The sequence below is a fragment of the Kribbella sp. NPDC004138 genome (assembly GCF_053603655.1).
The window spans coordinates 21,772-34,615 of sequence record NZ_JBSGFZ010000023.1; the positions used below are offsets into that span (position 1 = coordinate 21,772).

At 68.1% G+C, this 12,844-nt stretch carries 13 protein-coding genes; 7 read left to right on the top strand and 6 right to left on the bottom strand.

Going from position 1 to position 12,844, the window contains the following annotated elements:
• Positions 1 to 80 precede the first annotated feature (80 nt).
• The 4 genes from ACWEOO_RS29280 (at position 81) to ACWEOO_RS29295 (ending at position 3,912) form a co-directional block, all read left to right on the top strand.
• On the top strand, positions 81 to 887 hold the full coding sequence (locus ACWEOO_RS29280) for a PIG-L deacetylase family protein (protein WP_452145764.1): 807 nt from the start codon (positions 81 to 83) through the stop codon (positions 885 to 887).
• Between the two features lie 142 nt (positions 888 to 1,029).
• Entirely contained in the window at positions 1,030 to 2,424 is a 1,395-nt protein-coding gene (locus ACWEOO_RS29285) for an ATP-binding protein (RefSeq protein WP_452145765.1), read from the top strand.
• A gap of 39 nt (positions 2,425 to 2,463) precedes the next feature.
• Positions 2,464 to 3,141 carry a response regulator transcription factor gene (locus tag ACWEOO_RS29290; protein ID WP_359922629.1) on the top strand — a complete coding sequence of 226 codons (678 nt, stop codon included), beginning with the start codon at positions 2,464 to 2,466 and terminating at the stop codon, positions 3,139 to 3,141.
• A gap of 93 nt (positions 3,142 to 3,234) precedes the next feature.
• Positions 3,235 to 3,912: a phosphatase PAP2 family protein gene (locus ACWEOO_RS29295; RefSeq protein ID WP_452145766.1), complete on the top strand. Its 678-nt coding sequence runs from the start codon at positions 3,235 to 3,237 to the stop codon at positions 3,910 to 3,912.
• 61 nt (positions 3,913 to 3,973) lie between these two features.
• Here ACWEOO_RS29295 and ACWEOO_RS29300 read toward each other — a convergent pair whose 3' ends face one another.
• Genes ACWEOO_RS29300 through ACWEOO_RS29310 form a run of 3 tightly spaced genes read right to left on the bottom strand, consistent with a single transcriptional unit; the run spans position 3,974 to position 7,288 of the window.
• A complete protein-coding gene (locus tag ACWEOO_RS29300; RefSeq protein ID WP_452145767.1) occupies positions 3,974 to 6,259 on the bottom strand; it encodes a lanthionine synthetase LanC family protein in 2,286 nt (761 codons plus the stop codon).
• Entirely contained in the window at positions 6,259 to 7,017 is a 759-nt protein-coding gene (locus ACWEOO_RS29305; RefSeq protein ID WP_452145768.1) for a hypothetical protein, read from the bottom strand. The genes ACWEOO_RS29300 and ACWEOO_RS29305 overlap by 1 nt, the downstream gene beginning before the upstream one ends.
• The gene (locus tag ACWEOO_RS29310; protein WP_452145769.1) at positions 7,004 to 7,288 is read right to left on the bottom strand and encodes a hypothetical protein; all 285 of its coding nucleotides are present in this window, start codon (positions 7,286 to 7,288) and stop codon (positions 7,004 to 7,006) included. Before ACWEOO_RS29310 ends, ACWEOO_RS29305 begins: the two co-directional genes overlap by 14 nt.
• A gap of 253 nt (positions 7,289 to 7,541) precedes the next feature.
• Here ACWEOO_RS29310 and ACWEOO_RS29315 point away from each other — a divergent pair, with 253 nt between their 5' ends.
• The gene (locus tag ACWEOO_RS29315; RefSeq protein WP_452145891.1) at positions 7,542 to 7,874 is read left to right on the top strand and encodes a DUF6401 family natural product biosynthesis protein; all 333 of its coding nucleotides are present in this window, start codon (positions 7,542 to 7,544) and stop codon (positions 7,872 to 7,874) included.
• Here ACWEOO_RS29315 and ACWEOO_RS29320 read toward each other — a convergent pair.
• Positions 7,868 to 9,025 (bottom strand): membrane protein, encoded by a 1,158-nt coding sequence (locus ACWEOO_RS29320; protein ID WP_452145770.1) that lies wholly within the window; start codon positions 9,023 to 9,025, stop codon positions 7,868 to 7,870. The genes ACWEOO_RS29315 and ACWEOO_RS29320 overlap by 7 nt on opposite strands.
• A gap of 769 nt (positions 9,026 to 9,794) precedes the next feature.
• Here ACWEOO_RS29320 and ACWEOO_RS29325 point away from each other — a divergent pair.
• Together ACWEOO_RS29325 and ACWEOO_RS29330 are read left to right on the top strand one after the other, a co-directional pair.
• Entirely contained in the window at positions 9,795 to 10,670 is an 876-nt protein-coding gene (locus ACWEOO_RS29325) for an NAD-dependent epimerase/dehydratase family protein (protein WP_452145771.1), read from the top strand.
• A gap of 247 nt (positions 10,671 to 10,917) precedes the next feature.
• Positions 10,918 to 11,082, top strand: a complete 165-nt coding sequence (locus ACWEOO_RS29330) for a four-helix bundle copper-binding protein (RefSeq protein ID WP_452145892.1) — start codon at positions 10,918 to 10,920, stop codon at positions 11,080 to 11,082.
• A gap of 24 nt (positions 11,083 to 11,106) precedes the next feature.
• Here the strand turns inward: ACWEOO_RS29330 and ACWEOO_RS29335 are convergent, their stop codons facing one another.
• Together ACWEOO_RS29335 and ACWEOO_RS29340 are read right to left on the bottom strand one after the other, a co-directional pair.
• On the bottom strand, positions 11,107 to 12,555 hold the full coding sequence (locus ACWEOO_RS29335) for a multicopper oxidase family protein (protein WP_452145772.1): 1,449 nt from the start codon (positions 12,553 to 12,555) through the stop codon (positions 11,107 to 11,109).
• Positions 12,556 to 12,568: 13 nt separating this feature from the next.
• Positions 12,569 to 12,829 (bottom strand): SHOCT domain-containing protein, encoded by a 261-nt coding sequence (locus tag ACWEOO_RS29340; protein WP_452145773.1) that lies wholly within the window; start codon positions 12,827 to 12,829, stop codon positions 12,569 to 12,571.
• Between the last annotated feature and the right edge of the window lie 15 nt (positions 12,830 to 12,844).

Below are 12,844 nucleotides of genomic sequence, written 5' to 3' on the forward strand. Positions count from 1 at the left end.
GAATCAAGCGTGTCGTCCGGACGCTGAGAGGGTGCTGAGAGCAACTAGAGCGGTCCGGCAGGGCGTGTCATGCTGTCAGGATGGCGAGGACTTTCACCCTGGTGGCGTTCCACGCGCACCCGGACGACGAAGCCTTGCTGATGGGCGGGTCGCTGGCTCGCCTCGCCGCCGAGGGGCACCGCGTCGTACTCGCGGTTGCCACGGACGGCGAGGCGGGGGCGGCCGCTTCGCCGTACCGTTCGGGGCCCGGACTGGCGGCGTTCCGGCGCGACGAACTGGAACGATCTGCCGCCGCTCTCGGCTGTGCGCGGGTGGTGCGATTCGGGTTCAAGGATTCTGGGTCGTCGGAGCCGTTCAGCGGCGAAGGGTTCAGCGCGCTCCCGGTCGAGGATGCGGCGAGACCACTCATCGCTCTGCTGCGGGAGGAGCAGGCCGATGCGCTGACGATCTACGACCCGGCCGGCGGGTACGGGCATCCGGATCACCGGCAGGTGCACACCGTCGGCACCTATGCCGCCGCCCGGGCCGGGACGGCCTTGGTGCTGGAGGCAACTATCGACCGCCGGCAGATCCGTCGGCTGGTCCGGATCGTCGAGGCGATCCCCGGCGTACTGCCGGCGGTCTCCGCCGCGGCCTACGCGCAGGCCTACTCCCCCAGCGCGGCGATCACCCATCGAGTCGATGTGCGGCCTTTCACAGCTCAGAAGCGAGCCTCGTTCGAGGCACATGCCAGTCAGGCGAGTTCCGACGACGGCGCGCGCACGCTGGCTCTGCTGCTCAAACTGCCCCGGTGGCTGTTCCGGTCGTTGCTGGGCCGGGAGTGGTACGTCGAGCACGGGCGCACGCCCGGTCGTCCGCTCGACGACTTGTTCGCATCCCTTCGATGAGCTCCCGGACGGCACAGGTCCTCAGGTGCTACTCAGCTGGGAATTGCCACGCTGATTCGGTTCGAGCATCCACGCTGCCAGGAATCGGCCTGCGACGATGGTGGGGCGGAGGTGTGAACGAGCAGAGGATGGAGAGGTCCAGTTGTCGGCGCTGCGTAGCACGATCTCACGGCTGAGCCGTGCCAGTGTGCGGAGCAGGTCCGCCGCAGCCGCGATCGTCGTCGTCGCGGGTGCGATGGCCTTGGGCGCTGTCTTGCTGCTGCTTCTGCTGCAGCGGGCGCTCATCACGACCGTTTCCGACGCCGCGGACGGGCGAGCCGACGATGTCGCCGGTCAGATCGACGAGGAAGGCGTGGCCAAGCTGAACGACGATCTCGTTCAGTCGACCAGAGCGAGCCAGATCGTGCAGGTGCTCGACAGCTCTGCTCGGGTCGTCGCGGCGTCGTCTCCACGGGCAGAATCAGCTCCGCTGACCCACCTGCGTCCCGAACCCGACGCAGTGCTGCGTGCGGAGGTCGGCGACATGCCGTTGCTGGACGACGATCACGACTACCTGATCGTCGCACGTGGTGTCGAGTACGGCGGGCGGAACTACACCGTCGTGGTGGCCTCATCGATCGCAACTGAGCGCTCGACTGTCACCACTGTCGCGCAGTACCTCGCGATCGGCGTTCCCGCGCTGCTGGTCGTCGTCGGCGCGGCGAGCTGGATGCTCACCGGCCAGGCGCTGAAGCCCGTCGAGCGGATCCGGACCCGCGTGCAGGGCATCGAGTCCAGCGACCTGACCGAGCGCGTTCCGGTGCCGCAGACCGAGGACGAGATCGCGAGGCTCGCCGCGACCATGAACGAAATGCTCGATCGTCTGCAGGCCGGCCAGGCGACCCAGCGTGCGTTCGTCGCCGATGCGAGCCACGAACTCAGGTCGCCGCTCGCGACGGTGTCCGCCGGCCTGGACGTCATCGAGCCGTCGGCCCGCGGTCAGAGCTGGCAGGAGCTGCATCGGTTGATGCAAGGCGAGGCCGAGCGGATGCGTCGACTGGTCGAGAATCTGCTGCTCCTCGCCAAGGCCGACGATGCCGCGCTGCCCCTGCACCGCACCGAAGTCGATCTGGACGACCTGGTCGACGCGGAGATCCTGCGGCTACGGGAGTCCGGCCTGCTCACCGTGATCGGTGATGTGAAACCTGTCAGGGTGCTCGGTGACTCGCTCCGGCTGAGTCAGCTGCTCCGCAATCTGGTCGAGAACGCCGCGACCGCGGCACACAGCACGGTGCGCCTCAGCACGACCGAGCGAGACGGTCAGGCGGTCCTCACGGTCGAAGACGATGGCGACGGGATCCCCGAGAACGACCGCCTGCGCGTCTTCGAGCGATTCGTCCGCCTGGACACCAGTCGCGCACGGGCGAGCGGCGGCTCAGGACTCGGTCTGTCCATCGTCCAGGAGATCGTCAAAGCACATCACGGAACCGTCACCTTGACTCCGGGCGCCTCCCGGGGCACCGTCGCAACAGTCACGTTGCCGCTACCGGCGCAGTGACTCAGCTTGCTCTCAGCAAACCGGCAGGACACTGGGAAGATGCGGGTTCTGGTGGTCGAGGACGAGGTCCCCCTGGCAGAGACGATCAGGCACGGCCTGACCGAGGACGGGTTCGTGGTCGAGGTCGTCCACAACGGCGAGGACGGCGTCTGGGCGGCGACCGAACATCCGTACGACGTGATCGTGCTCGACATCATGTTGCCGAAACTGAACGGCTACAAGGTGCTCGAGCAGATTCGCGAACGTGGTGTCTGGGCCCCGGTGCTGATGCTGACCGCGAAGGACGGCGACTACGACCAGACGGACGCCTTCGACCTCGGGGCCGACGACTACCTCACGAAGCCGTTCAGCTTCATCGTGCTGATCGCCCGCCTGCGCGCCCTGATCCGCCGCGGGGCACCGGAGCGGCCAGTCGTGATGCGGGCCGGCGACCTGGTCCTGGATCCGGTCCGGCGGCGGGTGGAGCGGGCCGGGCAGGAGATCGTCCTGACCCGCCGCGAATACGGGCTGCTCGCTTTCCTGATGCGCCACCGCGGCGAGACGGTCAGCAAAACCGAGATCCTGGAGAATGTCTGGGACCCGGCCTTCGACGGCGACCCCAACGTCGTCGAGGTCTACATCCGGTACCTGCGGCTCAAACTGGACGCACCGTTCAATCGCACTGCGATCCAGACGGTCCGTGGCATGGGATACCGCATCGATCCCGACGGCGGCTGATCCTCGAAACCTGAAGTCTGGTCACGTTCCGACGACCCGAAGGCTGTGAGTCCACTGTCACGATGCACGCTTCTCGGTCTGCTGGCAGCCGTCTTGGGGACAATCGGGTTCGTCGTACAGGCCGACGCCGTGATCGAAGGCGACGGGCTCGCAGCCTTCGACCCGCAGTTGACTCAGACATTCATCGTGCACCGCACCGCGGGCCTGAGCAGGCTCGCGCAGGCAGTCACCTTCTTGGGCCAGGTACCGGTCCTTGCCATGATCACCGTGATCGTCGCTGCCGTGTTCCGGATCGTGACCAAACGCTGGTTCGAGGCCGTCGTCCTGGTCGTCGGCATGGTCGGCGCGGCGATCCTCACCTCCGTCCTCAAGCTCCTGATCGGACGGCATCGACCGGACTCGAGCGTCGTGCTGGGCACGGTCACCAACGGCTTCTCGTTCCCGTCCGGCCACACTCTCAGCGGCAGCACCTTCTTCCTGCTGCTGGCCGGACTGCTCTGGTACTCGAGAGCGTCGCGAGCGCTGAAGATCGCCGGCGCAGCTGTTGCTGTTCTGCTGAGTGTCGCAATGGGGCTCAGCCGGGTGTACCTCGGATACCACTGGGCGACCGATGTCCTGGCCGGCTGGACGATCGCCCTCACGTGGCTGTGCCTGCTCGCCACGCTGACGCACCTGATCGTGGCCCGCCGCGCAGCCACACGGGCCGCCGCCGCAGGACTCCCTGAAGGCCCTCACGACAGCGACCACGACGCCGGACCAGAGCTGCCCTGAAGGTTCTCCGAATCAGACCGCGGCGCCGCTCGCCGATCTTCGACAGCATCTGGACCCATCGTCAGGGGTCGACCAGTGGCATCCGGGCGTCGGCCGGGTGGGCCAGATCCGCTGCAAGGGTGGCGACGCCGGGTTCGCCGGCGTAGAGGCTGTCGCGGACATCCGGGCGTACTCGGGAGATCACCTGCGCCGCACCTTCGGCGATCCGGCGGCTGGACTCCAGCCATCGCGCCTCGCCACTGGCCCGGTACAGGGCGAGCAGCGCGTAGGCCTGACCGCCGAGACCGCAGCAGAGGTCGCCGGACATCAGGTCGGGGCCGTGCTCGACCGTCGTACCTGCCTGCTCGGCGAGACGGACCCATCGGTCGTCGCCGAACACCCGGTGCGCCGCGAGCCAGAGGTGCACGAGTCCGGCAGCGCCGTTGCACCAACTGGCGACGAGTGAGTGACCGGCACTCCGGCCGTCACCCGTCAACGCCCACCGCCGACGGCGCCCCGCGCCGGCGAAGGCACTGGCGAAGGTGTCGAGGCGCTCCGCCACCCTTTCGCGCGGCGAAACTCCCGTCGCCTCCGCCCACCGGAGAAGAGCGAGCAGCCGGCCCGCGGTCCCGTGCGCGATGCCGTACGGGATCGCATCGCTATCTTGCTCAAGGCCGTCGGCAAGCTGGGCTCCCAGCCCGGCCAGCAGCCGGCGTTCTCTAGGCGCGGCGTCCTGGAGCACCGCGCAGCAGCCCAGCAGGAGCCCTGCACGTCCGTGCGTGACGTCCGCGCCCTCCGAGGGCTCGGATGCCGCGGCGACGAACGCAGCTGTCGCCGCCGCCCGTTCCTCCTCATCGGCGCGCGCCCGCGCCACGGCGAGACGTACGGCGTGCACACCGGCAGCTCCGTGCAGCAAGGAAGCCTGGCCTCGGATGTTGGCGGCCGCCGCCTCGGTCGCCCACACGTCCGCCACGGCCAGCAACTCAGGATCGCCCCGTGACTCCGCATACCGCAACATCGCCCAGGCCCGACCCGCCAGGCCATGCATCACCGTGGGATCAACAGACGAAGGCAGATCGAATCGCGCACCCTTCGGCACCAAGCGGTCGAGGACAGCCGCCATCAGGCGGTCCGAAGCAGTCGGTCGGGCCCTCATCCCGCCCGCTGGACGAGCACCGGCACGTGCTGCGACAGCCGCTCTGAAAGCGTCGAGCAGAGCGGCTGTGGACGTGTGACGATCTCCCGGACGCGGCTGCAGCGCGCGGCCGATGACGCGCTCGACCCCCGCCAGGCCAGACAGCCGATCGTCGAAGGACCGCGGCCGGTTCAGTATCCGGCCGAGCAACTCGCGAGGGTCAGCGGTGAAGCCGTAAGGATGGTCCTCCGCCAGGAGTACGAACACCAGAACGCCCAACGAGAACTGCTCGCCGGCGGCAGTCGGTGGGGGCAACGGCGCGCCCGTCAGCGCCGCCGCGGCGACCTCCGGCTCCGCATAGATATCGACTCCTGGACGGCGATCCGCGTGGTTATCCGCGCGGACGCCATCGAGCACGGAGCTCCCGAAGTCGAGCACAGTGACGTTGCCGCCGCCGTCGATGACGAGGTTGCGGGGATGCACGTCACCATGCACGACGCCGTGGGCATGGAGTCGGCAATAGGCGTCCAGGACCGCCTCAGCGAGGCCGAGCAAGGCAGCCGGCGCTGTCTCGGCATCGGTTCCACGCAGGGCCGCTGCGGCGGTCGCGGCGTCGACACCTTCGCACCACCGGGTAGCGATCCACGGGCGACCATCCAGATCGCCGGACGCGATCAGTTCGGGTGCGACGTCTCCCCCGAGCCGGTCGAGGACGCGGGTCTCATGCGCAAGGGCCGCGAGGACGCTGGCATCCGCCGCCCGACGAGCCAGCTTGACCGCGACTGGGGTGCCATCGGCCGCCCGGCCACGGTGTACCTCGACATCGACGAGGACTTGGACCGGCTCGAGCACCTCGGCCTGGCCGAGCCGGTCCCCGGGGGCCAGCTCGGCGACGATCGGCGCGGCGAGCGGGCTGCCCGCCGGAGCCAGTACGCCCTCGTCGGCGAAGCGCCGAACCATCTGCGCGGCGTCATCGAGGATGGCGCGCGGGTCGAGGCCCTCCTCCAAGCTGAGCTCGAGCACCGCGTCGACGATTGTCTTGGGTTGCCGGAACCGCTCCAACAAAGCTGCGGTACGTGCGTCGACGACGGTCGATGGAAGCCGTGACCTGGGCCGCGTCACGGAGTAGTCGTCCGCCCCGGCCTCGATCTTCTCTCGGTAGGCCGCCGCCAACCCGGACAGGGGCCTGATGAGCGCGTCTGCAGGAAGCACGTACAGGTCGAGATAGCCCATCAGACCATCACCGGCGTCCAGCGCACTGTGTCGACACCATCGAGCCCGAGGCGGTCGAGGGCGAAACTTCCGGGACCAGGAACCCCCGCATCGGCGGCGGTATGCAGATGCTGGGCCAATCGACCAGCCAGCCACTGTCGCCAACTTGCGCCCGACGAACGGTCGACTGCCCACGACAGCATGCCATCCGGCGTCAGTGCGGCGGTGAATGGAACGCCGTCTGCCTGACATCCTGCAAGCCGCCCGCGGAGAAGGGTACCGAGGTTCGGGAGATCCTGGAACGCCGAGACGTAGACGACGAGTCGGTCCGGGCGGCAGATGCCGGCCGCACCGGCGGCGACCTTGAAGGCGGCGATGCTCGGTGCCCGGGCCAGCGCCGCAATCGTGGCCACCGCTTCGGACAGCGCTTCCGGAGCGACACTGACGTAGAGCTTGCCCGCGATCCGGCTCGATGCGCCTACCGCCGCCCAACGTCGCCAATGCGGCGTGCCGGGGAGCTCGTGCCAATCCCGCCGGAGGGCTGGTCCGCACGAGGACTCGACAAAGGCTGACATGGCGGCAGCGTCTGGGAGCTGACGACGGAGGCGGTCCGTCAGCGGCCGACGGCCGAAGTCATAGATCCGTCCCGCAAGCGTAGGTTCCGGGAGCGCCATGAGCCGCTCGCCGTAGCGCAACGCGGAGCGCGACAGTTCAGCGATCCGGCCACCGTCAGCAGGGTCGGGGTCGTCGACAGTCAGTGATGGTTCAACCTCGGTCAACGCCGGGAGCCAGATTCCCGCGCTCGGCCTCGTCGAGCTGGCCGAGCCGTTCTTCGAGTTGGGCTCGCATCGCCGGGATCTGTTGAGCGTCGAACGAGAATGCCCCTTGCACAATCAACGCTGTCGTGAAGAAGTCGAGGCAACTGCCGACGAGGTTGCTGGCCCAGTCGAGGCACTGGCCTTTGATGATTGGTTCCTCGGCGCTGACGACCGACTCCTCGCCCCCGTCCCACGGAATCTCAATGCGCAACCGCTTTGCCTGAAACGACATGGCCCCCTCCGCTTCTCCAGTCGTAACGCAGGTGCTCACTCGAGCGTACGCCGGCGAAACTTACGTGGACAGATGCAAAGGCCGCCCGGTAATCGGTTACCTGCGGCACGCAAAAGTGTCACTGGGGCAAAGTCAATGCGTGCAGCCAGTGCAGAACTGGGTGCGCAATCCGTCGTCAGCGGGCGATCACGCCGTGTCGTTCATCCCACCCGTAGGATCACCGCGACGAGGGTCGGTCCTACTCTTGTTCGCCATGATGTGGCTGGGCAGATGGTTGGAAGCTTCCGCGCGGCGCGACCTGGGTGCGCTGTCCAGGCTCGTCCTCAGCAGGATGGTTGTCACGCCGGCCGTTCAGGCCGCGATCGACCAGCACGCTGCGGCGGTCCGCGACATTCTCACCCTCAGCCCGGGCCGGATCGGACCGGTTGAGCTGGCCGGGTATGCCCAGGGTATCGAGGACGGCGCTTTTGGCCGGGGTTGGCGGCCCAGCGCCGACCTCAGCACCGACTGGGTCGGCCTGCGACTTGCGGCGGCGTGTTCTCTCGTCACCGCAAGCGCAGGAGATGTGACGACGACGGTTCAGTAGGTTCCGTCGTCCCGGGCAGATCCAGTCGAGGAACCGGGTTCCTCGGGCCTGTGCCCCGGACGCAGGCTGTCCGCCGTGCCCTCCGCGCCGTACGCTCCGTACGGCGCGGCCGACTCGCGACCGCTCGCCGGCGTCGCCCAAGCGTCGCGTTCAGCGTCTTCGCGCCCGCGCTGGTAGGCCTCGTCACGGGCGCGCGCCTGGGGCAGGTCACGCTCGGCGCGACCCAGCCAGCGCTCCCAGCGCTGCTGCATCGGCCGAACCAGCCCGCCGCCCATGCCGACCACGATCACACCGCCGACAGTCGCGAGGACCGCAATCAGGACCGGAGTGGTGACCGCGGTGGCGATGCCCATCTGATTCAGGGCAGCGATGATGCCCAGCGCGATGACGAAGACCTGAACGATCCGCGCCACGAGTTGGCCCCAACTCAGCCCGCTGAGCGCACTGCCGACCAGGTCACGCAGTGCGTTGGCGATCGCTGCTGCGACGACCACGATCACGATCGCGACGACTGCCTTCGGCAGCCAGCCGACGATGGCCGCCAGCAGATCGCTGACGGGGTTGGGCCCGAACACTCCGAACGCGAACTGTAACGCGATCAACAACACCGCGTAGTACACCAACGCCGCGATCAGCCCGCTCGCGTCGTACTTCGACCGCTCCAGCGCGCGTCCGACCCCGCCGCGTTCGACTGCTCGGTCGAAGCCCACGCGACTCAGTACGACGTCGACGAGCTTGCGCAGCGCTTTGGCGATCAGCCACCCGACCAGGAGGATGACCAAGAAGATCGCGAACTTGGGCAGGAACGTGATGATCGCGCCGACCGCGTCATTCCAGGACTTGGTGAGATCCATGGTTTTGTGTCCCTTCGACCAGCCCGGCCGATCTCCCCAGCCGATCTCGGGCAATCTCAATCTGTGCGCATTCCGGTACCCCCGCAAGCCTGAAACAATCGCACCGAATCGCGGGCAAACCGCGCGCAATCGCGGCGGTGTCGGAGGTGAGCAAATGCCAGCTGAGACAGCGATGCATTTGGAACCGCTGCCGCGAGCAGCCTCCTGATGGCCCCAGTCGGCAACGGGATCGGCCTTGGGTCGATCCGTCTGGTCGACAATCAGCAGGCCCGGGTCGGAAGCTCCGCGGAAGTACACCTGGCCGCCGTCTCGTTCGGACCTCCACCCTTCGGGTACCACGACGGGAAATCCGGTCGGGTCACGGTGCGCGACGCTTGGCTGGCCTGAGTCGGCTGCGCGGCCGGTGCCGACCGGCCCCCCGAGGGGTCCGCGGTCTGTCTCATCATCGCCCAGCCCGCCACGGCCGTTAGCACCAAGAGGCACGCCACAGCAGCAGGGAGGACTGCTCGCACAATCCGATTCGGCGGTCCTGCGAGAGCCGCGGCGCCCGAAAGCGACCGGTCGCCATCGTTCTCACCTGTACTGGAATCGCCGCCTGCAGCGAGTGGGGCACGCGCCGCCGGCGTCGGCGGATCGGACTCCGGTCCTTTGCAGACCTAGGATGCACGGCGCCACTCCCCCACGCCGATCGCGTGCTCCCAACTCCAACCCCCCGCCTCCAGCCCCGCTGAGTGACTACCTCGTACGAAGGCGGAACCCGCGCGGTCCGCATATGTGGTTTCCCTGTAAAGGATTCGCGTCGCCCGCTCGGCTGACCCAGCGGCCACAGGATGGAGCGCCGTAGCACTCATCAGCCTTCAGGCTTGTTGAGTCGCTGTCAACGACTGCACGGCACCACTGCGATCGTCTCGACGGCCGGCGCCCGATGCGACAAGCCGCCTGCCCGATCGGCTGGACAATGTCGCGCAGTCCGACCGCGACGATGGCCCGGTTCGAGGAGCGCGGCGGCCGCGAGACGGGTAACGTCGCCTCGGTCGTGCTTTCCGACTCGGTGTGGAGGATCCCGATGAGCACAGTCCTGGTCACCGGCGCATCAGGCATCGCTGGGCGGGAGGTCTCGCGAGTGCTCACCGCGGCCGGCCATCACGTCCGGCGGGCAGACATCGCCCCGTCGACCGATCCCGCGGACTCCGCGATCGGCGAGTTTGTACGCTGCGACACCCGAACGCCGACCGACGTGCTCGAGGCGGTGGCAGGCTGCGACGCGGTCGTCCACCTCGCCGCCTGGCACAACGCACACCAACCGGGTGTCAGCGACGCCACCATCTTCGCGGTCAACGTCGACGGCACCTTCAACGTCGTCCAAGCCTGCCGCGCGGCCGGCATCCGCAGCGTCGTCTTCGCCTCCTCGATGGCCTACGGCTGGGGAAGCGTCTACAGCGTCACCAAGGTGCTCGGCGAAGACCTCTGGAAGATGTACCGCGAGGTCACAGGCGCGTCGGTCGCGCTACTGCGCTACCACGGCTTCGTTCCCGAGCCGTACCTGCGCTGGGGCGAGCGGCTCCTGCGCAACGGCGTCGACGTACGCGACATCGCAACCGCGACCGCCGCCGCAACCGAGGCCGCGCTGGCGGGCCGCATCGACCTCTTCAGCACGATCGTGCACAGCGATCACGCAATGCCGAAGGAGGTGCAGGACGACTTCACAGCGCACGGCGCCGACTGGGCAGAATCGAGAATGCCCGGCGCGGCGGCGCTGATCGAGCGCCACCGGCTCGCGTTGCCGGACCGCGTCGAGCAGCACGATCTCAGCGCGGCCTCCGATCTACTCGGCTGGCGCCCACAGCACGACTACATCGAGTTCCTCCAAGACCTGCAGCGCCGCGAGGCAGCCGGAGAAGACGTCGACGCACTCTGGGCACCCGGCCGCATCCCAGCCTGACCCGTCGATCGGCGAACGACTGCACCGGGTGCCTGTTCCTTGCCAATAGGCCCCCGATAGAAGCACGGCCCGATTCAATGGCCAACGCGACGAACTGCTGTGCTGGGTCCGCAACCTCAGGTGCGACATCGAGGTACGGCGGCGGGGCAGCCAGAAGAGCAGCGTGTGCGCACGCTCAACTGTTACGCCGTCGTACGAGCTGCTGCGAACTTTGTTGACACCATGAGGGCGTAGCAGTGCTCGTAACCTGCCGAGATCCGGTCACGGCCGGTCCGCGCGGGGCGTCGCCGAGCTCCGCAAGTGCATCCGTACCGATCTCGACTGCGCCGACATCTGCCTCCCCACTGAACGGGTGCTCTCGCGCGGCAGTTGCGCCGACGCCTGCCGGGCCCTGCTCAGCGCCATGCAATAGTCCGACCCGAACACTCGGGCAAGTTCACGACGCCCGATACGACAGTGTCGTCATCATGCCGCGTTCGGCGTGGTAGAGATTGTGGCAGTGCGTCGCCCATTGGCCTGGGTTGTCGGCGTCCAGATCCACCGTGAGCCTCTCCATGGATCGGACGATGACCGTGTCCTTGCGAGCTCCTCCGTCCGCGAGGCCGAAGGTGTGGCCGTGCAGGTGCACGGGGTGGAACATCATGGTTTGGTTGGCGATCCGTAGCCGGATTCGTTCGCCCTGCTCGACTGCGAGCGGTTCGGTGTCCGGGAAAGATTTGCCGTTGACGGTCCAGCGGTACGGCATCATCGATCCGCCGAGCACGAGGTCCAGTGTGCGGTCGACCTTCTTACTGTTCAGCCGTACGTCGTCCGCGGCCTGGAGTTGCCCCGCGAGCATGATCTGCCGCCCGAGCTCGGCCGGCTGGTACGACGCCGGCGGCACCGTCCCTGCGCCGGTGCGGACGACGGCGCGTGCGAGACCCGTCTTGCCCTCGGCGGTCGCGGCAAGCGGGAACACGCCATCGCCCAGGGTGAGCTCGAGGTCGATGCGCTCACCCATACCAATCAGCACCGCGTCGGCCTGCCGTCGCCGGACCGGGAAGCCGTCGGTGTGGGTGGCGGTCAGCCGGTGTCCGCCAAGCGCGAGGCGGAACGCGGTGTCAGAGCCGGCGTTCACAACCCGCAGCCGCACACGCTGTCCCGGCTTGCCTGAGAATGTGACCGGCGCGGCAGGCACGCGGCCGTTGGCGAGGTAGTACGGGTACGTCACGTCGCCGGCACCGCCGATCAGCGCCGACTGCGCACCCTCCATGCCGGCCATGTGGCCCATGCCCCTGCCGGTGAGCGATTCGAGCACCTGATCCGGTGTCCGACCGGTGCCGTCGACCCAGTCGTCGAGTACGAGGATCCATTCGGCGTCGTACCGCCCCGGCTCGACGGGGTCGTCAACGATCAGTACGCCGTACAACCCGCGATCGAGCTGCACGCCGACGTGCGGGTGGTAGAAGTAGGTCCCCGGATCCGGAGCGGTGAACTCGTACCGGAACGTGCCGCCGACTCCGATCGGATCCTGAGTCATGCCGGGTACGCCGTCCATGTCGTTGCGCAGGGCAACGCCGTGCCAATGCACCGACGTCTCGGCCGGTAGCTGGTTGACCACGTCGACGCGAAGGCGATCGCCGGCCCGCGCTCGAAGCTGAGGGCCGGGTAGTCGATCGCCGTACGCCCAAGTGTCGACCGTTAGGCCACCGAGGTCGAGCGTCACGGGCCGTGGTGTGAGCTTCGCGGTGACCACGTCTCCGCCGGCTGCCGCCCGCGCGGCCTCGGCACGCCGCACCGCATCCGAGCCCGGTGCCACCGCAGCACCGGAGTTGCGAGCACAACCGCCCAGGAACAACAGCCCGGCTGTACCGGCGACGCCAGTCAGGAGACGGCGCCGCGACATTCCCGATGGCACGTCAGAGACCCACCCTCCGCTGGACGTTGTGGTCCGTCAGCAGCTCGCGGCGGTGGTGGTAGTCGCTCTCATCGATCTCCCCGCGAGCAAACCGCTCGTCGAGCAGCTCCAACGCGTCCTTCGGGCGCTCCACCCGCGTGGCGTCCCCGCGCACCGAGCGAACCACCGCCACGACGGCGGCGATGACCAGTGCCCAGAACGCCACGACGGTGATCGTCATGAAGATCCAGCCACCCCAGCCCATGCCGTTCCAGTACATCATCGAAACCACTTCCCT

What these genes read in the sequence shown, in the direction of transcription:
- ACWEOO_RS29280 (WP_452145764.1), top strand. Translation starts at nt 81, where the DNA reads ATGGCGAGGACTTTCACCCTGGTGGCGTTCCACGCGCACCCGGACGAC.
- ACWEOO_RS29290 (WP_359922629.1), top strand. Translation starts at nt 2,464, where the DNA reads ATGCGGGTTCTGGTGGTCGAGGACGAGGTCCCCCTGGCAGAGACGATC.
- ACWEOO_RS29300 (WP_452145767.1), bottom strand. Translation starts at nt 6,259, where the DNA reads ATGGGCTATCTCGACCTGTACGTGCTTCCTGCAGACGCGCTCATCAGG.
- ACWEOO_RS29310 (WP_452145769.1), bottom strand. Translation starts at nt 7,288, where the DNA reads ATGTCGTTTCAGGCAAAGCGGTTGCGCATTGAGATTCCGTGGGACGGG.
- ACWEOO_RS29315 (WP_452145891.1), top strand. Translation starts at nt 7,542, where the DNA reads ATGATGTGGCTGGGCAGATGGTTGGAAGCTTCCGCGCGGCGCGACCTG.
- ACWEOO_RS29325 (WP_452145771.1), top strand. Translation starts at nt 9,795, where the DNA reads ATGAGCACAGTCCTGGTCACCGGCGCATCAGGCATCGCTGGGCGGGAG.
- ACWEOO_RS29335 (WP_452145772.1), bottom strand. Translation starts at nt 12,555, where the DNA reads ATGTCGCGGCGCCGTCTCCTGACTGGCGTCGCCGGTACAGCCGGGCTG.
- ACWEOO_RS29340 (WP_452145773.1), bottom strand. Translation starts at nt 12,829, where the DNA reads ATGATGTACTGGAACGGCATGGGCTGGGGTGGCTGGATCTTCATGACG.